Annotated in this window: 27 protein-coding genes; 13 read left to right on the forward strand and 14 right to left on the reverse strand. The window is 43.1% G+C overall.

Translation table 11 applies throughout. The features are described 5' to 3' along the window. Positions 1 to 342: GGDEF domain-containing protein (locus HWQ58_RS26840; RefSeq protein ID WP_292869647.1), on the forward strand; the 342-nt coding region annotated here is incomplete at its 5' end. Between the two features lie 31 nt (positions 343 to 373). Here HWQ58_RS26840 and HWQ58_RS26845 read toward each other — a convergent pair. Next, complete coding sequence (locus HWQ58_RS26845) at positions 374 to 964, reverse strand: thioredoxin family protein (RefSeq protein ID WP_292869649.1); 591 nt, start codon at positions 962 to 964, stop codon at positions 374 to 376. Positions 965 to 1,205: 241 nt separating this feature from the next. Then, positions 1,206 to 3,116 carry an acetate--CoA ligase family protein gene (locus HWQ58_RS26850; protein WP_292869651.1) on the reverse strand — a complete coding sequence of 637 codons (1,911 nt, stop codon included), beginning with the start codon at positions 3,114 to 3,116 and terminating at the stop codon, positions 1,206 to 1,208. Positions 3,117 to 3,443: 327 nt separating this feature from the next. Here HWQ58_RS26850 and HWQ58_RS26855 point away from each other — a divergent pair, with 327 nt between their 5' ends. Beyond that, positions 3,444 to 3,647 (forward strand): hypothetical protein, encoded by a 204-nt coding sequence (locus tag HWQ58_RS26855; RefSeq protein WP_292869653.1) that lies wholly within the window; start codon positions 3,444 to 3,446, stop codon positions 3,645 to 3,647. Positions 3,648 to 4,068: 421 nt separating this feature from the next. Beyond that, the gene (locus HWQ58_RS26860) at positions 4,069 to 4,923 is read left to right on the forward strand and encodes a cyanophycinase (protein WP_292869655.1); all 855 of its coding nucleotides are present in this window, start codon (positions 4,069 to 4,071) and stop codon (positions 4,921 to 4,923) included. Positions 4,924 to 5,232: 309 nt separating this feature from the next. Here HWQ58_RS26860 and HWQ58_RS26865 read toward each other — a convergent pair whose 3' ends face one another. The 10 genes from HWQ58_RS26865 to HWQ58_RS26910 form a co-directional block, all read right to left on the reverse strand. Then, entirely contained in the window at positions 5,233 to 6,150 is a 918-nt protein-coding gene (locus tag HWQ58_RS26865) for a M23 family metallopeptidase (RefSeq protein ID WP_292869657.1), read from the reverse strand. A gap of 208 nt (positions 6,151 to 6,358) precedes the next feature. After that, complete coding sequence (locus HWQ58_RS26870) at positions 6,359 to 6,520, reverse strand: hypothetical protein (protein WP_292869659.1); 162 nt, start codon at positions 6,518 to 6,520, stop codon at positions 6,359 to 6,361. Between the two features lie 252 nt (positions 6,521 to 6,772). Then, positions 6,773 to 7,066 carry a hypothetical protein gene (locus HWQ58_RS26875; protein ID WP_292869800.1) on the reverse strand — a complete coding sequence of 98 codons (294 nt, stop codon included), beginning with the start codon at positions 7,064 to 7,066 and terminating at the stop codon, positions 6,773 to 6,775. Between the two features lie 61 nt (positions 7,067 to 7,127). Continuing rightward, positions 7,128 to 8,135 carry a phycobilisome rod-core linker polypeptide gene (locus HWQ58_RS26880; protein WP_292869661.1) on the reverse strand — a complete coding sequence of 336 codons (1,008 nt, stop codon included), beginning with the start codon at positions 8,133 to 8,135 and terminating at the stop codon, positions 7,128 to 7,130. A 346-nt stretch (positions 8,136 to 8,481) separates the two neighbouring features. Continuing rightward, positions 8,482 to 8,820 carry a CpeR family transcriptional regulator gene (locus HWQ58_RS26885; RefSeq protein ID WP_292869664.1) on the reverse strand — a complete coding sequence of 113 codons (339 nt, stop codon included), beginning with the start codon at positions 8,818 to 8,820 and terminating at the stop codon, positions 8,482 to 8,484. Then, the gene (locus HWQ58_RS26890) at positions 8,814 to 9,443 is read right to left on the reverse strand and encodes a chromophore lyase CpcT/CpeT (protein WP_292869667.1); all 630 of its coding nucleotides are present in this window, start codon (positions 9,441 to 9,443) and stop codon (positions 8,814 to 8,816) included. The genes HWQ58_RS26885 and HWQ58_RS26890 overlap by 7 nt, the downstream gene beginning before the upstream one ends. 101 nt (positions 9,444 to 9,544) lie before the next feature. Further along, the gene (locus HWQ58_RS26895) at positions 9,545 to 10,078 is read right to left on the reverse strand and encodes a phycobiliprotein lyase (protein ID WP_292869670.1); all 534 of its coding nucleotides are present in this window, start codon (positions 10,076 to 10,078) and stop codon (positions 9,545 to 9,547) included. A gap of 242 nt (positions 10,079 to 10,320) precedes the next feature. Continuing rightward, positions 10,321 to 11,079: a phycobilisome rod-core linker polypeptide gene (locus HWQ58_RS26900; protein WP_292869673.1), complete on the reverse strand. Its 759-nt coding sequence runs from the start codon at positions 11,077 to 11,079 to the stop codon at positions 10,321 to 10,323. Between the two features lie 455 nt (positions 11,080 to 11,534). After that, positions 11,535 to 12,398 carry a phycobilisome linker polypeptide gene (locus HWQ58_RS26905; protein ID WP_292869676.1) on the reverse strand — a complete coding sequence of 288 codons (864 nt, stop codon included), beginning with the start codon at positions 12,396 to 12,398 and terminating at the stop codon, positions 11,535 to 11,537. Positions 12,399 to 13,329: 931 nt separating this feature from the next. Then, complete coding sequence (locus HWQ58_RS26910) at positions 13,330 to 13,911, reverse strand: phycobilisome protein (RefSeq protein ID WP_292869679.1); 582 nt, start codon at positions 13,909 to 13,911, stop codon at positions 13,330 to 13,332. On the opposite strand from HWQ58_RS26910, the gene HWQ58_RS26915 reads away from it, so the two are divergent. The 3 genes from HWQ58_RS26915 to HWQ58_RS26925 all read left to right on the forward strand — a co-directional run bounded on the left by HWQ58_RS26915 (position 13,903) and on the right by HWQ58_RS26925 (position 15,386). Continuing rightward, positions 13,903 to 14,091: a hypothetical protein gene (locus HWQ58_RS26915; protein WP_292869682.1), complete on the forward strand. Its 189-nt coding sequence runs from the start codon at positions 13,903 to 13,905 to the stop codon at positions 14,089 to 14,091. The two genes, HWQ58_RS26910 and HWQ58_RS26915, sit on opposite strands and share 9 nt — an antisense overlap. Positions 14,092 to 14,120: 29 nt before the next feature. Further along, the gene (locus HWQ58_RS26920; RefSeq protein ID WP_292869684.1) at positions 14,121 to 14,783 is read left to right on the forward strand and encodes a HEAT repeat domain-containing protein; all 663 of its coding nucleotides are present in this window, start codon (positions 14,121 to 14,123) and stop codon (positions 14,781 to 14,783) included. A 402-nt stretch (positions 14,784 to 15,185) separates the two neighbouring features. Beyond that, positions 15,186 to 15,386: a hypothetical protein gene (locus HWQ58_RS26925; RefSeq protein ID WP_292869687.1), complete on the forward strand. Its 201-nt coding sequence runs from the start codon at positions 15,186 to 15,188 to the stop codon at positions 15,384 to 15,386. A 144-nt stretch (positions 15,387 to 15,530) separates the two neighbouring features. Here HWQ58_RS26925 and HWQ58_RS26930 read toward each other — a convergent pair whose 3' ends face one another. Then, a complete protein-coding gene (locus HWQ58_RS26930) occupies positions 15,531 to 16,355 on the reverse strand; it encodes a pentapeptide repeat-containing protein (RefSeq protein ID WP_292869690.1) in 825 nt (274 codons plus the stop codon). A gap of 115 nt (positions 16,356 to 16,470) precedes the next feature. On the opposite strand from HWQ58_RS26930, the gene HWQ58_RS26935 reads away from it, so the two are divergent. From HWQ58_RS26935 to HWQ58_RS26955, 5 genes are all read left to right on the forward strand, one after another. Next, a complete protein-coding gene (locus HWQ58_RS26935; RefSeq protein WP_292869693.1) occupies positions 16,471 to 17,049 on the forward strand; it encodes a phycobiliprotein lyase in 579 nt (192 codons plus the stop codon). After that, positions 17,036 to 17,164 carry a hypothetical protein gene (locus tag HWQ58_RS26940; protein ID WP_292869696.1) on the forward strand — a complete coding sequence of 43 codons (129 nt, stop codon included), beginning with the start codon at positions 17,036 to 17,038 and terminating at the stop codon, positions 17,162 to 17,164. The genes HWQ58_RS26935 and HWQ58_RS26940 overlap by 14 nt, the downstream gene beginning before the upstream one ends. 128 nt (positions 17,165 to 17,292) lie before the next feature. Further along, positions 17,293 to 18,027 carry a 15,16-dihydrobiliverdin:ferredoxin oxidoreductase gene (locus HWQ58_RS26945; protein WP_292869699.1) on the forward strand — a complete coding sequence of 245 codons (735 nt, stop codon included), beginning with the start codon at positions 17,293 to 17,295 and terminating at the stop codon, positions 18,025 to 18,027. Positions 18,028 to 18,145: 118 nt separating this feature from the next. Next, a complete protein-coding gene (locus HWQ58_RS26950) occupies positions 18,146 to 18,892 on the forward strand; it encodes a phycoerythrobilin:ferredoxin oxidoreductase (protein WP_292869702.1) in 747 nt (248 codons plus the stop codon). 488 nt (positions 18,893 to 19,380) lie between these two features. After that, positions 19,381 to 20,628 carry a M20 family metallopeptidase gene (locus tag HWQ58_RS26955; protein WP_292869705.1) on the forward strand — a complete coding sequence of 416 codons (1,248 nt, stop codon included), beginning with the start codon at positions 19,381 to 19,383 and terminating at the stop codon, positions 20,626 to 20,628. Between the two features lie 102 nt (positions 20,629 to 20,730). On the opposite strand, the gene HWQ58_RS26960 is transcribed toward HWQ58_RS26955, so the two are convergent. Then, complete coding sequence (locus HWQ58_RS26960; RefSeq protein WP_292869708.1) at positions 20,731 to 22,287, reverse strand: HAMP domain-containing sensor histidine kinase; 1,557 nt, start codon at positions 22,285 to 22,287, stop codon at positions 20,731 to 20,733. A gap of 225 nt (positions 22,288 to 22,512) precedes the next feature. Between HWQ58_RS26960 and HWQ58_RS26965 the strand changes: the two genes are divergently transcribed. Beyond that, positions 22,513 to 23,331, forward strand: coding sequence for an SDR family oxidoreductase (locus tag HWQ58_RS26965; protein ID WP_292869711.1), 819 nt, complete (start codon positions 22,513 to 22,515; stop codon positions 23,329 to 23,331). Between the two features lie 1,258 nt (positions 23,332 to 24,589). Next, positions 24,590 to 26,518: a molecular chaperone DnaK gene (gene dnaK, locus HWQ58_RS26970; RefSeq protein WP_292869714.1), complete on the forward strand. Its 1,929-nt coding sequence runs from the start codon at positions 24,590 to 24,592 to the stop codon at positions 26,516 to 26,518. Positions 26,519 to 26,554 lie beyond the last annotated feature (36 nt).

Genomic DNA, 26,554 nt, shown 5'->3' on the forward strand with positions numbered 1-26,554 from the left:
TCACTGGTGGATTCAATTTGGAGTTTAATCGTAACTAATTACCCGGACATGATATTACTTAAGCAAAGTTTTCGGAACTCAGATATTATTGCCCGTTTGGGTGGGGATGAGTTCATTGTTTTCATCTCTAGCTACTTTAAGGACGCTGATAGTATCCAAGCGCGTCTACAAACAAATATCGCTAACTTTAATCAACAGCAAAACCGTAGCTATAAACTTTCGATGAGTATCGGCATACAGTCTTACTCACCAGAGAGCAATATGTCACTAGAACAACTAATCGCTAGGTCTGACAAATTAATGTATGCTCATAAACGTCTCAAACGACAATCTCTTAAATGAATCATCACTTATCCTGCTCCCCCTGCAAAGCCTAATTTACTACCTGGCTGCCATGACTGCGGGGGTCATCTTGATTCGCCGTTGGTGCGACTGGGGCTAAAAATTTGGAAACTTTGCCGCTAGCTTGAGCGTAAGGGAGAGAAGAACCAGTAACCAAAGCTTCTAAGTTACTAGCCATAATCGTCCGGGGTTGATCGCCGATCGCTTGGGCTATGGTTTCCCCTTGCTGACTCAAAAATACAAAATGGGGAATCCCATCTACCCGATATCTCAGCATTTCCGGCAGCCACTTTGTGTTATCTATATTCAGCATGACAAAATTCATCTTGTCAGCATACTCTGTTTCTAATTGAGTGATATCTGGTGCCATTTTTTGGCAGACAGTACACCAATCAGCATAAAACTCTACTAAAGATGGTTTGCCGTTGCTGACGGCTACTTCTAATGGTGTGGAAGTCTCGCTTAACTTGGCTAGAGTTGCCGAGGTTGTTTCAGTTCGCAATCCTAAGACGAGGGAAACGCTAAGAGCTATCGCTACCATTACAATTAAGAAGTTTCTCAAACGCTTCCCGAATGTAGATTCAAGTTTTTCGGGAGAATTAACAGGTGAATCAGTACTCATAACAGCATTATTAAAACTTATTAGGCAATTTCCTCTTTAGTTTACCTGACTCCAGGCACTCTATAATTTCTCTAGCTTTGGAAGCTTGAACTGGAAATTGGGCATGGAGAAGAGACAAGGTAGACAAGGAAGATGGGGGAGATAAGGGAGAGACTGTTCAATAATTCCCCCTTGTCCCCCTTGTCTCCTTCATCTCCCCTGCTCCCCTGCTCCCCAATCCCGAAACACCTATTTACTTAACTTACAAAATCACTCCAGTTTCCTTTAAATAAACCCGCGTAAATGGTTCATCTTCACCCAAAGTATAATCTTCAATCAATCCTTTGCGACGAATAGAAATATCGTTGCCTTTTCTAATCACCACAGTCGAACCATCGAAAACATCCCGCACCAAAATCATCTCAGTTTCGGTGGGATTATCCAAAACTACGATATTACTATTCTGGTAAAATATGCCCTGTTCTTCGAGGATGTCTTCAGGGTACTCGGCAATTAGCAAATCAACTTTGGGATGACGCAGCAAAGTTTGAACATTACTGTTGTAATCTTTGCTTAATACTTTTTTCGAGCGATTCACAAAAACGGCATCACGACAAACAGCACCTATTGTCAAGTTGGGATTTTGCAAAAGGATATGGTCAATCGTTGCTTGTAGGTCTTCAACTGAGATTTTGTTAAAGGTAATAATTGGTATCCTGGCATCTGTACCCGACTCAAAAAAGGTTTCTAAAATATGAGAAGGTACATCAACACTTTCACCAACAGAAGGTTTAAGATGCATTAAAACACCTGGTGCAGCATTGATTTCCAGGATGGCAAAGTTACTGGATTTCCAAGATTCTGCAAGACTTTTGGTGATCACATCAATTCCCAGGCAAGTCAGTTGGAAATGTTGGGCAATATCTTGCGCCAAGATAATATTGTCATCATGAACTGTCGGGGTTGCATCGATGCTCATACCTCCGGCTGAAAGATTGGCAACTTTACGCAGGTAAACAGTGCGTCCTTTCTCAATCACGGTGTCTAATGATAAGCGCTGTTCCTCTAGGTAAAGTTCCATCGCTTCATCGATCTGAATTTTACTCATCGGCGAAGTTGGCGTGTCTAAACGTGCAGGTTTGCGGTTCTCTTGGCGAATTAACTCTGCAAGCGTTAAATACCCATCACCCACAACTGATGCGGGACGGCGTTCTGTGGCGGCGACAAATCGACCATTGACACACAACAAACGAAAATCCGATCCTGTGATGCTTTTCTCAACAATTATTCGGGTTTGCTGATTTTCGGGAATCGCTGCTACTGACCGATTATAAGCAGATATCAGTTCTTTTGAGTCTTGTACATCAGCCGTGACACCAATTCCTTTGTGACCCACCACTGGCTTAACTGCCACTGGGTAGCCAATTTCTCTTGCTGCTGCCAAGGCTTCTTTCTCGGAAAAGACAATACTACCTTCAGGTACTGGAAAACCCAAGGTTTTCAAAAATGCCTTACAATCATCTTTGCGAGTAGTAAACTCCGAATCTAGATGGCTATCACAGTTAAATGTTGTTGCTACCCCCCGGACGTGTTTTCTTCCCAAGCCGTATTGCATTAATCCTTCTTCCCACAAATAAAAGGCGGGAATACCTTTCTGGTATGCTGTTCGCAATAGGGCGTAAACCGTGGGGCCACCGTAGACAGATGCGCGAAATTTATCTTGCAGCTTCACTAGCTGCTCATCAAATGCAAAGTCTTCGTCTTGGGTAATGGCTTCAAACCAATCCCAAACAAAGTAAACTACCTCTCTAGTTGTGCGTTCATGTAGTGATTGGACGCTAATCCGCGTCAGATTTGGATATGGCTTAACACTCCAGCGGTTAAGGTGTAAATCCATGTCCAATTTTCCGGCTTCGGACACAACTTGGGCAAAGAGATGGGCATAAGATTCGTAGGTTTGATCGCGAATATTTGGATAGCGATCGCCAATGCTGGCAATATAATCTTCAATGGGCAAAGGCTCTCTAGAGTCAATTAGAGCAAAATCAAATACTAGCGCCCCTACATCTAAATAAGGGTTGGGGCCAAGGTAATGCTTGAAGTTGAAAATATCGAATACATCCGTTCTTCTAGCATTAATGCGGACTAATTCACTGCTTTTTTGTAAAACCATTGATTACGAACCTTCAGCTAAACACCCTGAAATTTTAATGCTGAGTTGTAGTTACTCAGACTTACTGATTGTAGATTGACTCACGTTAATTTTGGAGAGTGATGGCTTTGCCACTGAGCTAATCAGAACCCACGCTAACTCTATTACTAAGCATTTTTAACTATCTTAAGGCATAATTAAATCTCCAATCTTCTGCCAGGAATCAAGAACAGTCAATTCATCCTCATGAATAATCAAAGATATAACCTTTGAATGGTGCAACACTCATCCAAAAATTGTATAAATATATGAGGCATTAAAAAGACAGCATAAAAAAACAGCAAAGTTATGAATAGCACACAAGCTGCTCTAAGAGATGAAATTCGAGAACTTGCTGACGAAGCTTTTCACCAAAAGCTGATCTCTGGACATGGAGATGGGGAAGACATGAATGAGTATCAAATTGTCTACCAAGGAAAACCCAGGCATCTCCCACTAGAACAAGCACGTTTTTTCTTAACTAACTTGCTTAACAAAAGTCGGGTTGATTAGGACTTGCCATCAGATATCTATTTGCATCTAGCTAGGGTCAATACCAATTACTTACATCGCCCGATAAATCTCCAATCGACAATTAGCAATATAGCCAGCAATGCCTCTAGAAAATATTTATAGAGGCACTTGACGTTGTGAATTTTATTTAGTAATTGGAAAAGTATTTTGGTCTAATTGCGATGTCTAACGACAAGCCCTCCGGGTGCGCCAGTCGCTCATGGGGGAGACCCCCTTGGCGCTAGCCTCTCCCTTTGGGAGAAGACCGCGCTGGCTTACCGCAACTCTTGGAGACGCTTTGCGAATGCGTCTACGCAAATGTTAACCCTACTTTTATCAAGTAATCTATCAAAGGGATGATTTGATACATTGAATTGTCATGTTTTAGTGATATTTATTAACTCAAATCCAGGGGGGCATCATGGTGGAAAGTAATATCAAAAGGCAGTTAGTAATTATTGGGGGAGCCGAAGATAAAGAGGGAGATTCCGTAATTTTGCGGGACTTTGTACGACGCGCTGGGGGTACAAAAGCGTATATTGTAATTCTGACAGCAGCCACAGAACTACCAAGAGAAGTAGGAGAAAATTACATCAGAGTCTTTGAGCGCCTGGGAGCGGAAACTGTTCGCATTATTGATACAGAAACCCGTGAAGATGCATCTTCATCTACTGCATTGGAAGCTATTAGTAAAGCAACTGGGGTATTTTTTACAGGGGGAGATCAAGCTCGTATTACCAACATCCTCAAGGACACCGAAATCGATGCGGCGATTCACCAGCGGTTCTCTGAAGGTGTAGTGATCGCAGGCACAAGTGCCGGAGCTGCTGTGATGCCAGACGTAATGATTGTGGAAGGCGACTCAGAAACACATCCTCGGATTGAAACTGTCGAAATGGGCCCAGGTCTGGGATTTTTACCAGGGGTAGTAATTGACCAGCATTTTTCCCAACGGGGACGCTTGGGACGTTTAATATCAGCTTTGATACTACAGCCTGCTGTCTTGGGATTTGGTATTGACGAAAATACCGCTATGGTAGTGATAGATAACCAAATTGAAGTAATTGGTGCAGGTGCGGTTACGATTGTTGATGAATCAGAAGCTACATATAACAATATGGGCGAAATTTTGAAGGATGAGTCTTTGGCGATTTGTGGAGCAAAGCTTCATATTTTGCCACATGGCTTCAAATTTGACCTGAAAACTCGTCAGCCTATCCTAAATAATGGCTCTGTACCAAATGGCTCTCAATCACTTGCATCAGTTAACACTTAACTTTTAGCAAATGTATTTAAACTGAAAGTTTTATCTAATCGCTGTAATACCCCTGCCTCAACCTTTGGTAGGCAGGGGATATCAAGCGGTTCAAAACTTGAGTGTAAGCGAAATAAAATCTGCGCAGTAGCTAATACCAATTTGAAAAAAGAATGCGATAAATAGACCATTTGTAGAGACGCGATGAATCGCATCTTTACCCAAGAATATGTTGCAATCATTAATGGAATTGGTATAAGTTTTTAACAATCTAGTATAGCAAAAAGTAATTTAAATAACCATCTTCACCAAAGTAAGGTAGAAAGAATATCAAGGCGATTTCGTTAAACTATAAAAACTGTCAGAACGAATCTGACTGCCATTTCGCCAAACTTCAACTCTTTGTGGAGTGACTAAATAATAAAAACTACCATTATCTGCTCGATATCTGTCTTTACCAATATTCAAAGCTACTATCTTTATAGGCTTGCTTGGGGCTTGCTTCAATTGCTTAATATAAAATAATTGACCATTTTCTTCACAGACTTTTACACGAGAGCTTGCAGTCTCGCCTTCAATAAGACTAATTCCATTACATTTAGTATCAGTGCTTACAGGTGTAAAATCTATAGGAATTCGCTGCTGTGAGGGTGAAACTTGATTTGCTACTGGGGGTGGCGAGACTGAACGGTTCGGGTTATCCACTTGCTGAACTTTAGAACCGGAGTTAACACTTGCAGTTACGGATGTCAACAGACGAAGGGGATCGACTGCTACTCGACCATTTGGATGAACTTCAAAGTGCAGATGAGGTGCTGTACTATTGCCTGTAGATCCCATCTCGGCAATCATTTGACCTTGAATGACCTGTTGACCCTTGCTCACCAACAAACGACGATTGTGGCCATAAACAGTAATGCTGCCGTCGAGATGTTTAATAGTTATGGCATTTCCTAATCCCCAATCATCCCAACCTGCTTTAACGACTGTACCGGATGCCGCAGCAACAATAGGAGTTCCAGATGCTCCTGCAATATCAATTCCTTCATGTTGATATTTGCGGAAGCCTTGAGAAATAAACCCTTGAGTTGGCCAGATTAAGTTAAAAGTAGGGATAGGAGTTTGCCCAATTGGGGAATCGCCTGTTAATTGTGTTAATGCAGATGTAGCTGTACTTAATACAGTGGTTAAAGATATTAACCCAATTAGTCCATAAGTACGGTATCGATAAGCAGTAGCTTTTTTCATAAGTTGCAAGTCTATTAGAACAATAATTCAGATACTTTCTGATTATTTGTTGTTTCAAGCTTACTCGCAAAATATCAGGAAATCTTTAGTGAGTTTGTAGCTTTCTAGCTTTTTAGATTTTGTAATTCACCAACGAGGTCTTAGAGGATGTTTGAAAAGTTGGGGTAAACAAGTACTCTAGAAGGTTAAACAGATGGGAAACACGGTTTCACGTCTCAATATTATCTGGGTTGATGGTGGTTACGCGCGAAATATCCCATAGGCGGAGAATTTCATCCTCGGAACTGGTAACTATAGCGGTTCCCAATTGCATGGAATACAGACCTAACCCCCAGCCCCAACCCTTGTAGCGTTGGGGAGTAAGATTCAAAGCCTCTCTCCTAAAAGGAGAGAAAAATGGAAGTGAGATGAAAAGTGCTGAGTTCCGAGTGCCTCGGCAAAGAGCGTGAAAGACCACGCCACTTGCGGGTGGGGTATCAACCTCCTCCTGAAAAAAGATTCCGCGCCACTTGCGGGCGGGGCTAAAACCCAAGTACATCAGTACCGAGTACTTTTTCTTTACTCAGCACTCAGCACTCAGTACTGAGTTGGTAAAAACTGTACTGCACCCAAGCGAGAACCGCTATATGTATTGACTATTATGGCTAAAAGTAACCTTGAAAGCTCTCCTTGGATGCTTCATTTTTATTAGTCGCCGATTCGGCAAGTTCCACAAACGAACCAAGCCATCTCCCGATGCGATCGCAAGAATTTTACCATCAGGACTAAAACGTAAGTGATTAATCTGCCCTACATACTGGAATTTAGCAAGTTGCTGACCTGATAAGTCCCATAAGTACACAAAACCATTTCCTATGACCGTCGCAAGAACTTTACTATCAGGACTAAAACGTAGGTCATTTACCTGCCCTGAAATTGAGAGGGCTGGGTGAGTTAAACTTGCCTAACCCACCCGATAAAATTAAACAGTAGAGAAATTAGCCATTAAAAACGCGACTGCGCCACTTATTCAATCGGGCTTCCCCAATTGTGGCAGATCGGCGGGCATCAGCAATTTGCTCTTGCAAAGCTGCAATCTGTTTTTCTTGGGCGTCAGCTTGCTGTTGCAAATATCTATATTCGCCTGTGGTGGTTACAGAACTGGAAGACTGCCAATTACTACTAAATTTTGTTGTCCCAATGTTGGCAAATGGTCGTAAGTCTGCTAATTGTTGTTGCAAAGTTGCAATCTGACTTTCTTGCTCTTGAATCTTTTGCTGCAAGCTTTCCTCAGCTGCTGTGGAAGCTGCAATAAAGGTATTAACTGGAGCAGCAGTTTCTGGCTTGGGCTTGAATATTTCAGCCAGCAATGCACTAATATCCGTGAGTTTCTGTCTACCATAAGGAACGTTGGTAATTAGCGATCGCACCAGTTGAGGTTCATTATTCGTTGCTAAGTTCTTATCACTGCTAGAGTTGCTCCGCACCAGTTGTAACATATTGGTAAATTCCAATATCTTTTTGCCCGTTTGAGTTTTATAACCCCGATAATATGGCACTATGTTCTCGCCAAAGGCATCTAGATACTCGTCGCTATCAAGATAAGAATCAATATCCGCCTCAAAACCTTTCTGATCGAGAATGTTGCTGTGATGTTTAGTTTCGGAGTAGTCATCGGGAGCGCGACCCAGCAGGTGCTTAAAGTTAAGTTCAATTGCCCGGTAGCGGTAAACGTTATCAAAAAATCTGGAGCGATATAACTCTGATTTGGCAACTTGACGCACAAACTCACGCACATCGATTATGCCTTGCTTGAGTTGAGATTCTGGAACTATGAGCCGCTCACTTTCCATGATGTAGGCATTACCCAATACTTGCCGATAAACTGCCCGAATTACAATTTCAATGTCATCAACTGAAGCAGTTGTCCACAGTTCGATGGGTTCTGTTTGGGGAAATGCTTGATATTGGCGTCGTCTGGTTTCGTCGTCTAGGAAGATTTGCATAGTTGGGTTAGTGTGGGTAAGAGGGACTAATTTGTCAAGTAAAAATAAAATTTCTCTAGTAGGGTGGTAATACTAAATAGCAAAGCCATAACAGGCCCTACTTAAGATTTACTAATTACTGGGTATTAATATTAATTTATCAAGTTTCGGGTAGTTTTTTAGTTACATTTTCTAACAAACTTAGACGGCTAACTATTAATAACTAACAGCTAATCACGATGAGAAATTAGCAATTAGACATTAACAATTAGCCGCCAACCCCCTTGGGGAGTATTTAAAATTCAAAACTTAATTTTGAATTGAAGTGTAGACGCCTGTCAGAAAAATTTCTACAGGATAGTAACTCTCAAGCACGCTCATCAAATCTAGTGTAGAAACCACCGTATTTTATCCAGTATTGTTTCAAAGTATGATGAGGTGTATGTAAACTAGCTTTTGCCTGATATAAAATAACTTGGCGATGATCGCCCATCCAGATTTTATTAACCGGGTCAACGCATATTACTGTCCCTCCTAAAGAAGCAACGCATTCAGAGAATCTCTCAATCGTTGTGTATTCTAATGTCTCGAATATAAAAAAGTTACCCGAACAAATCAAATGGCGGCTGCGAATCCAGCAGCGCATCTTTTTTTCAGCCAGTGGAGGCAACATTTTGGTTTTAATAGATTCAAGCTGAATCAACATAATGCGCTTACCGCACGTAATTCATCAGCAAAACTTTCCCGTTTCTCAAATTGTAATGGGCCAGCAGTAGATCCCCATATTTGCTCGTGGGTTGCAATGTCCATACCTTTATCTAGACTTATCCAAGTACGCTCGGTTATTTCTACTTTGCTGACAAGATATGTCTGGCATCCATTGCGTTTAATCAGACATTGATTGCCTGGTTCTACACTACCTCGAAACATTTCACCTTCTCGTTGGAAAACCATTGAACAGTGATAACGCCGTTCGATGCTTTCTGGGGTGATGGTTTTGAGGATATCTAATTCACGAGCTGCACCTGCATAAAGCATCTGGTCTTTCAAGCTGTAATTTTCGATATAAATGCGATCGCCCCAATCGACTAGTCGATGTACTCCTTGACGATAGGGTGTCCATAAATCGTGGTCATAAGCTTGTTCAGAATAGAAACCGATGCCAGAAAAAAATTCAATCGGTAATGGACGAAAATAAATGTGAATGTGGGCGTAAAGTTGCGGATTTGCAAAAGATTGCTTGTAGTTGCTAAAATCTCCTGCCATCCAACAGGCTAAGGTGAGCAAATCGCTAGCGTTGGTGCTAGATTCGCTGGGCGCTATCGTCACGTCGCTTCGCTCCAAATTCAAAATTCACGCATTCAGACATTACAATCCCCATAAATAAATTTAGGAGCTTGTATCCTTGTTATGTTTTAACCTGATATTTGCTAATTGGTTGAAGACAAAGAGCGAATCTCTGAAGAAAAGGAAGCTGTTGTCACACCTTTACCATCACTGGTTTTAATCATCGCTACCCGAAATCGGAGATTTGGGTTAGCAAACCAAATTCGCTCCTCAGCAGCAGCGAGTTCATACTCTGTTAACAAAGTAAAAATACCATCGTCACTCAGATGATATTTAGCCACTGCTGGAATTGTTTCAGCGTACCCCTTATCCCGCAGCAGTTTGCCTCTAGAAGGATTTTCGACATCGGGAATTGGTACTAGTACAGTATTGCCAGAGATTGGTTTATCGTCCCAGTCTGACTCACCTTCCCAAGTCATCCGAAAGGGGTGAGTAATACTGGCGGGTTCAGTGTCATACAATTGACAAATTGCCACCACTGCTGGATCGTTGGTGGATAGGGACTCAATGTCAATGTTAGACAATACTTCTTCAAAGTGGGCGAATGCTAAATGATGAGCGCTTCGCTGCGATCGCCATCGTCCAATTGAAAGTTCAAAAAATTCAGTAATTTCCATTAGAAAAGTGATTTTAAAAAAGTAGCTTAAAATCCAAGAGATATCTTGGCAAAAAAGAAAGTTATTCTCCTAGTCTATATGTTAGCCTCCTTGACCACAACTGCATTTGGGAGTGCTGAGTGCTGAGTGCTGAGTGCTGAGTTAGAAGTTTGGAGTTAAGAGTTAGAAGTTAGGAGTTTTCTTTTGTCCCCTTGTCCCCTTGTCCCCTTGTCCCCAGTCCCCAGCCTCCTACTTAGACAAATCTAAGCAACTTCAGTGATACTGATAATTTTGCCGCCTGTGCGATGAATGTTTTGCACTTGTCCAGACAGTTGGTTGTAGTTAACTACATATTCCAGGTTGCCCAGACGAGTACGGAGATTACCTGCACCTTTGACAGCTTTAATCAAAAAGCGTTTGTCGGTGCTGTTTACACTAGAACCAGCGGCGGGAGCCTTGATGGATGTCGGTAAATTGGAACCGATATCGCCGATTAGTTTGGCTTTGCGATCGCCATCGCTGCTAGCGAATCCTCTCACTAAGCTAAAGGTGCGGTTAAAGGTAACATTCTTAATTCCGATTTGGGAGCTTGTGCTGCGAACATAAGGAACAATATTCTCGCCAAAATTCTGCTGATATTCGTTGCTATCGATATAGGATTCGATCTCAGCATCATAGCCCTGTTCGTTGTAGATGCGGACGTGTTCGGAAATTTCTGCTTGATCGGCAGGAGGACGCCCTAGCAGGTGTTTGAAGTTCAGTTCAATGAACCGATACTGGGAAGAAGAGTTGAAAAACAGGGATTGATAAATCTCTGATTTCGCAACGGCGTTGACGAATTCGCGGACGCTGATTTTGCGATCGCGCAATTGCGATTCAGCAGTGGCTAACCGCTCACTTTCCAACAAGTAAGCATTACCCAAAACCTGTTTGTAAACTGCCCGAATCAGTGTTTGTAATTCACTTTCGCTGGTGTTTGGACGCAGTTCAACAGTAGGTGAATCAATAACCCAAAGTGACATTGAAGTATCTCCTGAAAAATGCTAATTAAATTAAATTTCCGAGCATCCTACCCCTTGTAGAGGTAGAATTTCTCATCAGTTGTCAGTTATTTTTGCTACTGACTAGCTTTTGTAAAACTTTAGTTTGTGAAAGTGTGTTAAATGTGTTCTTATATCACAACTGACGGCAGAATTGGTCAAACGCCAGATTAGCGATCGCTTTGGCTAACTTTTGAGCGATCGGGATTTACGCAAACTATAGCCGAAAAGAATGATTTTAAGGTAAGGGCAATGTATGTAGACGCATTGCCGAAGCATCTAATAGAGAAACAATTTCCCACAGGATATTGCCTCTGAAGTACGTGTAGTTTTGCGTAAATCCCAGAACGATCGGCACTGGGGATTGAAAGACTAGAGACTAAGTATAGCGGAATTATTTCCCAATCCTTAATCTCTAAATCCCCAATTTCTATTCTTTAGTTTACAGGGGTAATACTGGCGATCATACCGCCCTGCTTGTGAATCCGCTGATACTCTTGTGAGAGCTTATTGTATGGCACGAAAAAGACTTGGTTAGTGCGGCGAAATTTGGAAATGTTATTTACCACATTTGCCTTATAGCCAGTCACTTCAATCCGGTAGACCTTACCATCATCACCAGATCCTACACCTTGACGAGTGCGAGGAGTAGATGTTGGGTTACGGAATGTAGCACCCTTGCTGGCTGGTGAAACCACAGAGGTAGGCGTGCTTTGAATTAGCAGACTGTTTAATTTTGGTTGTTTGCCAGCTAAGTCACCTTTCAGGCTGCTGCTAGAGGAACCACGTACCAGTTGGAATAAGTGAGTAAACTGAACCAAATTCTGGATAGCTTCGGTTTTGTAGCCCCGAATATAAGGGACAATGTTTTCCCCAAAAGTTTCTTGATATTCGTCGCTGTCTAAATAGGAATCAATCTCACCCTCAAAACCCTTTGTATCTAGAATAGTGCTGTGTGTATGCGTTTCTTCTAGATCCAATGGCGCACGACCAAGGAAATGTCTGAAATTTAATTCAATCGCCCGATAGCGAGGGGCGCTATCAAAAAACCGCGAACGGTAAAGTTCCGACTTCCCGACTTGACGCACAAACCCGCGAACGCTAATTTCACCCCGTTTGAGTTGGGATTCAGCAACAGAAAGCCGCTCACTCTCCATTACATAAGCGTTGCCTAGAACTTGCTTGTAGACATTTCTAATTACGGTTTCAACATCCTCATTAGAGCGATTTGGCCACAGATCAATCGGATCGGTGTCTTCAAACAGAGCGACCCCTAATCGTGATGCTGGTCCAAAAGCCATTCAAACTATCTCCTAGTTAACAACTAAATTTTATGAGAAGGATATTCAGCAGATGTTAAAAAACTTTACATCATGATGACAAAGGAGAGGACATAGAGACTTTAAATCCTTATGAGTCGTGATGATTTTAAGTTTTTGCATCATTTGTCTTTACATATTCTGATACGATGCCGAAACCATATTTATTAAAATTTGTGAAGTTACGCGATGTGCGACTTATTCTTTAAACCCCACTTCCATTCCTCTCCCCCAAAGGGAGAGAGGCTTTCTCCCCAACCCTTGTAGCGTTGGGGTTGGGGGTTATGTTTGAGAGAAAGTTGCACACGGCGTTAAATTAAATAATGGTTTAAAAAATCCCAGCTTTTTTTTAGTATTTCATTTGCGATTGGGATACAAGGGATGGTGTTGTGATCATTCCCTTGAGCCACAGTATTAATCGTGCTGAGTCACCCAAGTTTATTTCAATAAGTGGGGATGAATAAATTCAACTATATTACGCAATGTAAAGTGAATTAAGATTGTCTCTTAGTAAATAGACCATGCGGTAGGGGCACAGCAATGCTGTGCCCTTACGACAGATGTGGTTCAAATATATGAAAACTGCTGTAATATCATGTCCGCATAATTAGTTATGATTCCCACAGTCATTGCACCCCACACGCCAGGTGCTTCTCCTGTCGGAGACGCTACGCGAACAAGTCGGGCTTTGCCCGCCCAACGCACGGCTCCCCTTAATCCCCTCCCGAAAAGCGGGGAGGGGATTAAGGGGAGCTTTGGCAGGGTGGGGTGATTCGGGTTTGATAAGTAATCAAGCGGACATGATATAAGCTGTTTACGGACGCGCTCGCTTCCGTTATGGATGGAAGAAATAAGGTCAAATCCTCTTCCCTTCTGCCTCCTGCCTCCTGCCTCCTGCCTTGTTTATTAGGAGTTATTGAATTTGGAAAGTAGCCAGTTGGCTGATTAAATGGTCAAAATAGGGAGCAAGAGTTTGCTGCTGATCGGCTTGGCAGCGTTTCAAACTAGCAGCCTTGATGCTTTTTAAGCCTAAAATCATTGCATCCAATGGAACTTGTAATTCCTGATAGAGCAAATTCATATAGTGCAGTCCTATGGAATTTGTATATTCAGTGTGGCCACCTGCTATGCCATAGGTAATACAGCGAAGAAAATGCCAAAAATCTCGCCAGCAAGCTTGGGCACGTTCAGGTGGATAAAGACCACCTCCAGGCTGGATAATTTCGGGATAAGTTGCCAAAACTTGTTCCCTAGATTCATCAACGATTTCGGCTGCGCGATCGCGTAATAACACAGCAACAGGAATCAAGGCTGAATTATCCGGTGACAAGCTTATAATTTGCAATAAATCTTCGTCGCTCAGATACCGAAAAGCATCATCCGCAGCTTGAAATATAGCGATCGCTGCTTTTGGATGGGACTGTTCCCACTCTGCAAAGCTGACAATTCTAGCTTTGGCTATTAATTCTTTGACGGTTTCGCTTAATTGAGTCATTGGTGGGGAGTGGAGAGTGGGGGACAAGGAGGACAAGGGGGACAACGGGAACAAAGGAAAATTATTCAACAAGTTTCTTCCTTGTCTCCCCCCTCTCCCTTGTCTTCCTTGTCTCTCCCCAATGCCCTTGATTCAATCTTCCTAGAATGCGATCGCCATTTGCTGACATCTGTAAAATAAAGTAAAGAATAGTTGTACCAAATGCACTTATGGAAATCCATAAAATCCAAGCTGAACTGAAGAACCCAGATTTTCACTATCGTTTGAAGGCGATCGCAGCCCTCAATGATTATGAATCAGAAGTTGCAGTTCCTCTCTTAACAAGTAAACTTCATGACTCAGAATTTTTGGTGCGTTCTTTTGTGGCTAGGGGTTTGGGTAATCAACAATCAGCGGAATCTTTTGCGGCTTTGATGCAAATTATGAAATTTGATGATACTCCCAACGTGCGGGCTGAGGCGGCAAATTCTTTATCGCTATTTGGCAGAGTCGCAGTTTCTCATCTAGTTTTGGCATATTATCAAGATGACCACTGGCTAGTTAGGCGGAGCATTTTGGCTGCGATCGCTGAAATGGATTGCCCTGAAGAACTATTTGATATATGCGTTCAGGGTTTAAAAGATGAAGATTTCACAGTTCAGGAATCTTCTGTTGATGCACTTGGGTTACTGGCTAATTCTAGCCAACATGCTGCGGCATTATCCCAGATACTAACGTTGGTGAATGATCAATCTTGGCGGATGCGCGTGCGAGTTAGCTATGCTCTCAAACGATTTGATGAGCCGGAAGCCAAAGCAGCCCTGAATCAACTCAGACAGGATGAGGATCACCGAGTTGTCGGAGCTGCTTTAGAAGACCTGCTACCACAGTAGCAGCGTGGGTTTCTTCAAAATAATAAAAAGGAGTCAGGAGTCAGAATAGTCTATCCATAAATGGATAAAGTTTTAATAAGAAAGAAATTTTAAACTTTGTTTCCCCCATGAGGAGCTAAATTTTAAATCAATGTTCATCTAATATAGTTGCACAGAATTTATGCTGAATTCTGACTTCTGAATTCTTTTTGATAAAACTTATCAGAGAACCAGTAAATATTTGATTTTACCTTAAATTTGACTAAAATATCCGGTTACAGCTATTTTCAGGTAAATAGACCACGCGGTAGGGGCGCAAGGCCTTGCGCCCCTACAACAGATGTGGTTCAAATACATGAAAACTGCTGTAATCTGTCAAAATCTGGAAGAAAAGATTAACTTTTTCTAGATGAGGAGGCATTTGTGACTGATCTACAAGCTGGTCAAATGACTTGGCGACTACCAGGTTCCTCAGAATCTGCTTTATATTTGCGGCATAATACTTCGGAACCTTGGCGATCGTATAAAGAATTTCCACAATATGTTCTACCCGATCCGCCCGGTTTTTCCGAAGGATACGCGACATTTTTAGCGCTCCTGAAAAAGAACTGGCAGCCATTGTAAACTCACTACAGAACAACTGGTCAAACAATTTTCGATTTTGGGTCGCACCTTTACTACGCTGTCAGCGCAAATTGGATTTTGGATTTATTTCGCCCACAAAAAGCGCGGCTTGCATCTAAAATCTAAAATCTAAAATTGCTACGGTCAAGCACTCAAACTTTCACGAGTTGTTGTGCGGGTATAGGCGTTCCAAACATCGAGTTCTGAATGTGGACGGCTGGAAAGCATGGCTTTAGTTGCTTCTGTGAGTCCTTGAGCAAGAGTAAAATCTGCCCCAGCGATACTTAGAAGATTCTCCATCTCTGCATCACTGAGATCGGTTGCTCGCAGGTCTGTATCCCGTAAATCGGCTCCAGTCAATCGAGCATTTCGTAAGCAAGCCCCTGTCAAATAAGCTTTTGTGAGATCGGCACCACTCAAAGCCGCACCTTGTAAATTGGCTCCTGTCAAGTCAGCGCCACTCAGGTAAGCTCCACGCAGATTAGCACCTTGTAAATCTGCATCTCGTAAAGAAGCTGTATTGAGAAAAGCACCATTGAGATTAGCACCTGGCCCTACCGCTCCAGAAGCTTTGTAATTATATTCTTGAGGCCATTTCGTTTGTGAATCATAACGCGCTACTTGGAGTTTGGCTCCCTCCAAATTTGCGCCACTGAGATTTGCTTGTTGGAGATCAGCACGGTTTAAATAGGCTCCCTGCAAATTAACCCCACTCAAATCGGCTCCTCGCAGATTAGCGCCTCGTAAATCAGCCCCACTCAAATCGACATTACTCAAGACCACTTCACTGAGATCGGCTCCCAGTAGCTTGGCTTTACTCAAGTTAGCTTGTCGTAAATCGACTTCCCTCAAATTGAATTGGTACAAATCTATCGAATCCACAGGGATTCCAGCTTTGAGGGCTGTTAATATTTCTGGAGTTGGACTGGGGCGAACGCTTGTAATAAGTTGGATTTCACTATTTGTCATCAGTTGATTAAAATATCACTTTTGGAGTTATTCTACACTTTAGCTAAATCGGGACTTCATCTCATCACTCAGTATTAATAAAGCCAAAATTTGATAAAACGAGGTTTCAAAACAGATGCATATAATACCGCCTTTGACAATGATCGACTTCTTCCGTAAAAGTGAAGGTACATGGTTTACGGAACGCGCCGTTCATCATTTTGACTCGGCGGCTGATGAGTCGGGGGAGTCGAATTTGATTATAAAAGTCATGGAAAAGGACGATCCCAAAGTCCAAGAAGTTTGTAAAGCCCAAGGCATAGATCCTAGTAAAGCAACAAGCGGTGCTAGCTTTGCATGGCAGGCTAACCTAGATACCAGGCTACCGAATACCGATAATGCTGCGATTTTGGTTGATGTTCCCGACGAAACAAGGCGTTCTGGAAAACTGATTCGCAACCAAGGCTATGTTGAGAGCATTCCGGTTGTGAGCCGATATCAGTTTGCCGATGATGGAGTGCTGACGATTGATACTGACTATGATAATAATCAAGGTCAGGAACGTTGTTGGTTTGTTACGGATGATTTTCGTGTCAGGGTCAGTACCGTGCGAATGATGAACGGAATCAACTTAATGACTTATTGTTCCGAGCGTCGCTGTGTTTCCCAAGAAGTCTTGGAGCAAATGATCAGTCGCAATCATGCTAGGCGTTAGTGGGGAATGGGGAGATGAGGGAGATGAGGGAGATGAGGGAGATGAGGGAGATGAGGAGAAAAGGGAGAAAAGGGAGACAACGGGACAAACAAAACTCCTAACTCTTAACTCCTAACTCAGCACTCAGCACTCAGCACTCCTAACGCCCAATCCCCATTAAGGAATGTTGCTTTGTTTCTCATAAATGAGACGTGCATGATTGCCATCACTTATTTTCATGCAAGGGTTAATAAATCATGCTCCATGTATAAGCCTTTCCTGGAATTTTTAGAAAAAGAGCTATTTCAGCGGTTTGATTTACAAAGTAGGGTCATTCCCCCTGATTTGGAATTCAAAGTTAGCGATCGCGGCAGAAACCCAGCAACTATTTGCAGTTGGTGTCACCAATGTCAAGAGTTGCGGAAAATTCGCTATACCTACATTGATGCTGGGGAAAGCGCTCAAATATTTAACAGCGTGATTTATCCCAGTCATTACTACGATTTACCTCTGTTAGGGATTGATTTTTTATCCTTTGGGAAAGTCAAAAACCTGATTGTGCTTGATTTCCAGCCTTTATTTCAGGATGAGGATTATCAAAAAAAATATATAGTTCCGCTAAAATCTCTTCATGATAAATACCCGGATTTGGCGCAAAACTTAGAAATGAAGTTTTACGATGCCAACCAATATTTTTCTAAGTACCTATTGTTTGCCAAAACCGACCCGGAAACAGTGGCAACGCGAGTCTTTGAAGCTTTTCAGGATTATTTAAACTTGTATTGGCAAATGTTAGCAGATGCCAAACCACTCCAAGACCCTGAAGATATCCAGCGGATTGTCAAAGCCCAAAAAGACTATGACCAATATAGTGCAGACCGCGATCCAGCATCTGGTTTGTTTAGCAGTTACTTTGGTCATGAATGGGCAGAGCGCTTTCTCCATGAATTCTTATTTGAAGATGCTGTTCCCCTAGCAGTTAGTGGGAGCAAAAGATAACCATCATTGGGCACTTATACTGAGCGAACGCGAGTGCGTCTCGTAGAGAAGCCGAAGTATTGGGGATTATTAATTTTGAATTTTGAATGCGTGAATTTTGAATTCGGAGCGAAGCGACGTGACACTCTATCAGCCATTTCTCGATTATGCGATCGCCTATATGCGATCGCGCTTGGATTTACAGCCCTATCCTATCCCCACTGGGTTTGAGTCCAAGAGTGCTGTTGTGGGCAAGGGGAAGAATCAAGAAGAGGTTGTCACTACCAGTTATGCCTTTCAAACTGCAAAATTGCGCCAAATTCGTGCAGCTCACGTACAGGGTGGCAATTCGCTGCAAGTGCTGAATTTTGTGATTTTTCCGCGCCTCAACTACGATTTGCCCTTTTTTGGGGCAGATTTGGTGACATTGCCAGGAGGACATCTAATTGCTTTGGATATGCAGCCCCTATTTCGGGACGATCTAGCATATCAGGCAAAATATACTGAACCAATTCTGCCGATTTTCCACGCCCACCAACAACATCTGTCTTGGGGAGGAGATTTTCCCGAAGAAGCACAGCCATTTTTCTCTCCGGCTTTTCTGTGGACTCGTCCCCAAGAAACGGCTCTCGTAGAAACTCAGGTGTTTGCCGCTTTCAAAGACTATTTGAAAGCTTATCTAGATTTCGTGGAGCAGGCAGAACCCATAACAGATTCCCAAAAATTAGTAGCCATTGAGCAAGCCCAACTGCGATACCTGCGATATCGGGCTGAAAAAGACCCAGCGCGAGGGATGTTTAAACGCTTCTATGGCGCGGAATGGACTGAGGAGTATATCCACGGATTTTTATTTGACCTAGAGAGAAAATTAACAGCTATTAACTAGAGGCTCTTTGACCGCACTCAGTGCTGAGTACCTCGTTACTGAAGACTCTATCCAAGTCACGTTAAACTAGGAAAATAATCTAAGTTATACCAATTCAAAAAATGTTTGCAACATGATACGCTGACGTGTAATTTCCCCGATGCCTTGAGAAAGGTTGGGGAGGGGTCTTATCTATATGTTGGTTATCGTAAATCAAGGGGTTTAAGACCCCAACCATACACGTAGCGCGGAGTCTGAGCCACTCCGCCTCCGGTCAGTTTCAGTCGGGGTTTAAATCCCCCGAAGTTGCCACAACGCTCTTAACCCGCGCATCGCCCTTGGCGTCTCCCTTTGGGAGAAGGCACTTCTCAACTCTTAGAGACGCACTCGCGTTCGTCTGAAAATGTCTAAAATGTTTGAATGCGTGAATGCGTGAATGCGTGAATTGTTAAGTGTTGCATTCTTTTTCAAATTGGTATTAGCTGTAATTAAACTAGTTTGTCTTCATAATGGTTTCCACCTTTCCCAATCCCTCTTTTGTTGATCAATCTCGCATTCGACTTTCGATCCGCTCATTGCAACCGCAGTTAGTAGAGTGGCGGCGGCGATTGCATCAACAACCAGAGTTGGGTTTTCAAGAAAAACTGACTGCTGAGTTTGTATCACAAAAGCTGCAAGAATGGGGAATTGAGCATCAAACTGGCATTGCCCACACTGGCATTGTTGCCACCATCAAAGGCGACAAACTTCCCACTTCCGACTCCCGAATCACGACTCCCCAAGTTTTAGCGATTCGCGCGGATATGGATGCTTTGCCAATCCAAGAACTCAACGAAGTGCCGTATAAATCGCAGCATGATGGAGTGATGCACGCTTGTGGGCATGATGGACATACAGCGATCGCTTTAGGTACAGCTTATTATCTCCAGCAGCATCGTCAAGACTTCTCCGGTATCGTGAAAATTATCTTTCAGCCAGCGGAAGAATCACCAGGAGGCGCAAAGCCGATGATTGAAGCTGGAGTTCTGAAAAATCCAGATGTTGACGCGATTATTGGTTTGCACTTGTGGAATAATTTGCCTTTAGGAACAGTGGGTGTGCGTGCTGGGGCGTTGATGGCAGCTGTAGAGTGCTTTAACTGCACAATTTTGGGCAAAGGTGGACATGGCGCACTACCTCATCAAACTGTTGATTCCGTTGTTGTTGCTGCGCAAATCATCAATGCTTTGCAAACCATTGTCGCTCGGAATGTTAATCCCATTGATTCAGCAGTAGTGACAGTGGGAGAACTTCACGCTGGAACAAAACGTAATGTGATTGCTGATACAGCGAGAATGAGTGCCACTGTCAGGTATTTTAATCCTAGTTTGAAAGGCTTTTTTAACCAGCGTGTCGAGCAAATTATTGCTGGAATTTGTCAAAGTCATGGTGCAAATTATGATTTAGAATATTGGTCACTTTATCCCCCAGTAATTAATGATATAAAAATAGCAGAACTAGTGCGATCTGTAGCAGAAGAAGTTGTAGAAACTCCTGTGGGGATTGTGCCAGAATGCCAAACTATGGCTGCTGAAGATATGTCATTTTTCTTAGAAGAGGTTCCTGGTTGTTATTTCTTTCTAGGTTCTGCTAACCCCGCGAAAGACTTAGCATATCCCCATCATCATCCCCGGTTTGATTTTGACGAAACCGCCTTGGCAATGGGTGTGGAAATCTTTGTTAGATGCGTGGAAAAGTACTTTGTTTCATGTCATTAGTCATTAGTCATTTGTCCGTTGTAGTCACAAATGACAAAGGACAAATGACCAAGGACGACCATAACAAAAATTTTCAAAATTTCATTTAGGATTGCTATATCTCTAATTCTTGACTGTCGGTTTCTGTTTATTACTAACTTCTAAAGGCAGGAAAATCGTCATCACTTCCCCATAGTGTGGACGCTGGCGCACAATTAGTTTGCCACCGATCGCCTGAAACAAATGTTTGGTTGCAGCGATATTCAAACTAATCGTACCTGTTTCTGGTTGGAACATCAGCAGTTGACCTAGAGCTTTGCGAATTGGTGGCGTTGCAGGTATGGTGGCTTTATTTGAATCTTTGCACCTCAATTGCGGCGATAATTGTAACTTGAGTTGATCTCCAGCGGGGATAACTTGTACTTGAATATGGCTGCCAGCAGGTAAGCTGCGAGTAAAATTTTCCATCAAACCAGTAAGAACCTGATCCAGCATGGTGGGATTACTTACCACTGTCGGTAGTTGCTGGGGTAAAACAACATTTAAAGTTAAGTTCCGCCGATGCGCTGCTTGTTCCCAACGGGGAATGCTCTGCTGCAACACTTGATCTAAAGACATCGGCGTGAGTTGAGTTTTTGACGATTTTGCTGAGGCAGTAGTTTCTAGTTCTGCGGCCTTAAACAGCAATTCCATACGGTCAATTTGCTCGGTACACTCGTGATCGATAATTTTTAAGCGATTGATCGCGCTAGCATCTAAGTCTCGCCGCTTCAACAGCAGACGAGTCATGGTGCGAATAGTTGTTAAAGGTGTGCGGACTTCGTGAGCGAAGGCTTGGAGCAATTCTACATCAGGATTTGGGGAAGGTGGGGCCCCCTCTGAGGATAAGGAGTAATGGGCATTAGGCATTGGGCATTGAGAATTGGGGAAAACTCTTCTTCCCTGCTCCCCTACTCCTCTGCTCCCCTGCTCCCCTACTTCGTCCCCAGTCCCTAGTAAAGAGTCTTTAGTCTCTTCTGGTTCTGTTAATTCCTGAAGCAATAACTGACTAAAGTGAATCATCATCCGGTAGTCTGGTGCTACCGGAGAATACTGTTCTACTAATGCGTCCAAGCGGGCAAAAAATTCTGGATTAGCCAGCATTACCCGTGCCCCTAGCGATCGCCAAGCCTGCTGCACTATCTCTGGCTCAAAAGAAAATGAAAAGGTTTTTTTACCATTTTTGTGGGTTGCTAAAACCAGCACTAATCTAAATTTATCTGTAAAAACTAAGCAAAACTGTTCTGCACCTAGAGGATCGGCAGGTAGTAAAGGAAGTACCGAATCATGGGGAGCAATGTCTTCATTTACAGATGCGTTGGCGTAGTCTGCCGCAGGTATCGTACCTGGCATCTGAAATGGCATCAGCGCCAAAGGGTTAAATGGTTTTGCTGTAAAAGTTACTGTTTGTAAACTTTGAGTCAATTTTGGTTGACTAAATAAGGGTGCTGGTGCGGTTAAAACTAATCCTTGGGTTGTGTCAACTGAAGGGTCTGCTAAAGTATTTAATAGCAAATGTTCTGTCGCTGCGAGGCTGATACGCCACTGCTGCTCTGCTTTAGCAGGTGAACATTCTGCCACACTTCTTGATTGATTTTCAGCCAAGATTTCGCTCAGGCTTGGCAATATCCATTGGTACACAGGCTTTCACCCCTTAATTCAAGAGCGACTAACAGCGTCTAGGTTAGACATTTCACTACTATCTAAGAGGTTATAGCTATTTGTATACTGGTGACAGTCGTAGAACCGAACAATTCAGGGGCAATTCCTCTCTAACTGCGATGTCTACGACGGGCTATTCGGCGTCGCACTTAGGGGCTGAAAAACATTGGCACGATTAACACTAGACTATCTCAGAGGCACTTTATGACTTCTTTTGAAACTTCAGTTGAAGATTTGGTACTAGTTGCTGGTGCCACTGGTGGAGTAGGGCAACTTGTGGTAGGCAAGTTGCTGGAGAAGGGCTTGAAAGTTCGTGTCTTAACACGCAATGCCGCAAAAGCTGAAGAGATGTTTAACCAAAGAGTGGAAATTGCCGTTGGCGATATCCGCCAGCCAGCTACACTGCCAGCTGCAATGCCAGGTGTTACCCACATCATAAATTGTACTGGAACTACTGCCTTTCCCTCTGCGCGATGGGAGTTTGACCAACCCCCGAACTTGATTGAATGGGGAATCATTTTCCTTAATCCCAAATCTAGTGAAGCTAAAGCAAAGAATAGTCCGGCAAAGATTGATGCTCAAGGTGTCAGCAATCTAGTAGCAGCAGCACCCCAGAATTTGAAGCGATTCGTTTTCGTCTCTTCTTGTGGAATTCTCCGTAAAAATCACTTTCCTTTTAGTATTCTTAATGGTTTTGGGGTGTTGGATGCCAAACAAAAGGGAGAGGAGTCCATCATTAATTCAGGATTACCCTACACTATTATCCGCCCAGGACGCCTCATTGACGGCCCTTACACTTCATACGACCTTAACACTCTCCTGAAGGCAAAAACAGGAGGCAAATACGGTGTGGTACTTGGTACAGGAGATACACTTTCAGGCGATGCCAGCCGGATTGACGTAGCAAGCGCTTGTGTGGAATGCCTTTTTCACCTAAGTAGTTCTAGGAAAATTTTTGAAATCGTCAACCAGGGAGAAAGACCACCTGGAATCGACTGGGAAACTCTTTTCTCCTCGCATTAATATTCAGGAGGCAGGAGACAGGAGTAACCCACGTTTAAAAGCGTGGGATTGAAGCAAAGACGACGCCAGATGCTCCACTTGGGAAACCCCAGACGCTCTCTACGAGACACTCTTGCTAGCTTGCTTGTATTGTAAGGGATACGCGGACTTGACTTTTCACGGTATGTGGAAAAGGTCATTTTGATGGTTTTCCAAGCCCTGATTTCTCCGTTAGTTATTTTCATTAACTCAGAGTTTAATAGCAAGCGGATTTCTGTGAACCATGAATTAGAATTATCGTGCGTTTACGCCGAGGAGTATGTCAAAATCTTATAACCCAATACGCTTGGGTTAAGGCTTAATTCTTTTTTTATGAACCGCAATCGCGCAGCGTCTCGTAGAGAAGGACGCGAAGAAAGACAAGGAAGAGAAGAAAGAAATACTTAACTGAACTGTATTGTTTTATCAGAAATCAAAGGGTTTAATATCGTGTCCGGTTAAATACTTATAATATATGTAGGTTGGGTTGAGGAACGAAACCCAACATTTTATCCTTGTTCACGTCTATTATTTTCCTACACAACGGTACAGAGCAAGCGGATTTATCCGTGGAGGGAAAGAAAAGAATTGTGTTAAGGCATGTAGTGGGAAATACAAAATACTAAATAATAGCAGCAGTGATTGTCTCATCCACACTGTGGATTCATGATGGCAGCAAAATCACAGCCATGAAAACTAGTAAATATTGCCGATTATACGGAATTACGGAAGCGATGCCTGCGGTGGTCACTGAGCCAAGTCGTACCACTTGCCTACGGCACGCTGCGCGAACGTGGAAGCAAGCTAGCAAGAGCGTCTCGTAGAGAAGTGCAGGCTACGCCTACGCGCCTTTTAATCTCCTTCCATTCTCAGTGTTTCCATAGTTTATTACCTTTAAAGACGGCAAACACCACTCATACGTTACGGTTCACCCTAATTACTGAAAGTATTAATTCTTCTACATTAGACAGAGTGAAGACAAATTAATCCATGAACAAACTAAAAACACAATTTAGTTAGTTTAACCGTCCCAAGCAAGGTTCGGGAAACCACCCTTCATGGACTGGCTACCACTAAGCTTCAGTATATATATTCAGCATAGTCTGGAGTTTCAACTTCAGGAAAACCAAATCAAAGGTATTCATGCTGAACTGGCTGATTTCTTGACCCTGTTGGTTCAAAATTTAGTGCTTTATATTCTCATTCATTCATTTGTAGTTATACGGAGCCAGCACCTAAAATGGCAAAAGTAGTTGGAATTGACTTAGGAACAACGAACTCCTGCGTGGCAGTGATGGAAGGTGGTAAACCTACAGTAATTGCTAATGCTGAAGGTTTTCGGACAACGCCATCAGTAGTCGCATTTGCGAAAAATGGCGACAACTTGGTTGGCCAAATCGCCAAACGCCAGGCGGTGATGAACCCCGAAAATACGTTTTACTCAGTCAAACGCTTTATCGGTCGCCGCTACGATGAAGTGGGTAACGAAGCTACGGAAGTTTCTTACAAAGTTCTCAGCAGCAATGGCAATGTCAAATTAGATTGTCCGATAGCTGGTAAACCGTTTGCTCCTGAAGAAATTTCTGCAAAAGTTCTTCGCAAACTAGTTGAAGATGCCAGCAAATACCTGGGTGAAACTGTAACCCAAGCTGTAATCACCGTTCCGGCATACTTCAACGACTCGCAACGGCAAGCGACAAAAGACGCTGGTAAAATTGCCGGGATTGAAGTTCTACGGATTATCAACGAGCCGACAGCCGCTTCTTTGGCTTATGGATTTGACAAGAAGAGTAACGAAACCATCCTAGTATTTGACCTTGGTGGTGGTACCTTTGACGTATCCGTGCTGGAAGTAGGAGACGGAGTTTTTGAAGTACTAGCCACATCTGGTGATACCCACCTTGGTGGTGATGACTTCGATAAAAAAATAGTTGACTTCTTAGCTGAGAAGTTCAAGAAAGCTGAAGGTATTGACCTGCGGAAAGACAAACAAGCCTTACAACGTCTGACGGAAGCTGGAGAAAAAGCCAAAATTGAGCTTTCTAGCGTTACCCAAGCAGAAATCAACCTACCATTTATCACTGCAACCCAGGATGGGCCCAAGCACCTGGATACAACGCTGACTCGCGCCCAGTTTGAAGAACTTTGCTCTGACTTAATCGACCGTTGTCGTATTCCTGTGGAAAACGCCCTCCGGGATGCCAAGTTAAACAAAGGTGATATTGATGAAGTGGTGTTAGTTGGTGGTTCTACCCGCATTCCCGCAGTCCAACAGATTGTGAAGCAGGTATTGGGTAAAGACCCCAACCAAAGCGTTAACCCTGATGAAGTCGTAGCAGTTGGTGCAGCCATTCAAGCCGGAGTACTGGCTGGTGATGTAACTGGCATCTTGCTGTTAGACGTGACACCTCTATCTTTGGGTGTGGAAACATTGGGCGGCGTGATGACTAAAATTATTCCCCGCAACACCACAATTCCCACCAAAAAATCGGAAGTCTTCTCCACTGCTGTGGATGGACAAACCAACGTGGAAATTCACGTCCTCCAAGGCGAACGCGAATTCTCTAACGATAACAAGAGCTTGGGAACCTTCCGCCTCGATGGTATTCCTCCTGCACCACGTGGCGTCCCTCAAATTGAAGTGGTGTTCGACATTGACGCTAACGGTATTCTTAACGTCACCGCTAAGGACAAAGGTACTGGTAAAGAACAGTCCATCAGCATAACTGGCGCTTCTACCCTGGATAAAAATGACGTTGACCGGATGGTAAGAGAAGCTGAACAGAACGCTTCATCTGACAAAGAACGACGTGAGAAGATTGAACGCAAGAACCAAGCCGATTCTTTGGCATACCAAGCTGAAAAGCAGTTACAAGAGTTGGGCGATAAAGTTCCTGATGCTGACAAGACTAAAGTCGAAGGTTTAGTAAAAGAACTGCGGGAAGCAGTTGCTAAAGAAGACGATGAGCAAATTAAGAAGCTCACCCCAGAATTACAACAAGCGTTATTCGCTGTTGGTAGCAACATCTATCAACAAGCTGGTGCTAGTGCTAGTGCCGGTGCTGGTGCCGGTGCTACATCTGGTGGTGAACCTCAAGATAGTAGCAGTTCCTCTAGTTCTAGTAACGGCGACGATGTGATTGACGCTGATTTTACAGAGAGCAAATAATTTCTCTACTCCTTTTGGGAAGATTGTTTTGTTCGA

The organism is Nostoc sp. LPT, from assembly GCF_017115165.1.
In the GTDB taxonomy this organism is placed as follows: Bacteria; Cyanobacteriota; Cyanobacteriia; order Cyanobacteriales; family Nostocaceae; genus Nostoc.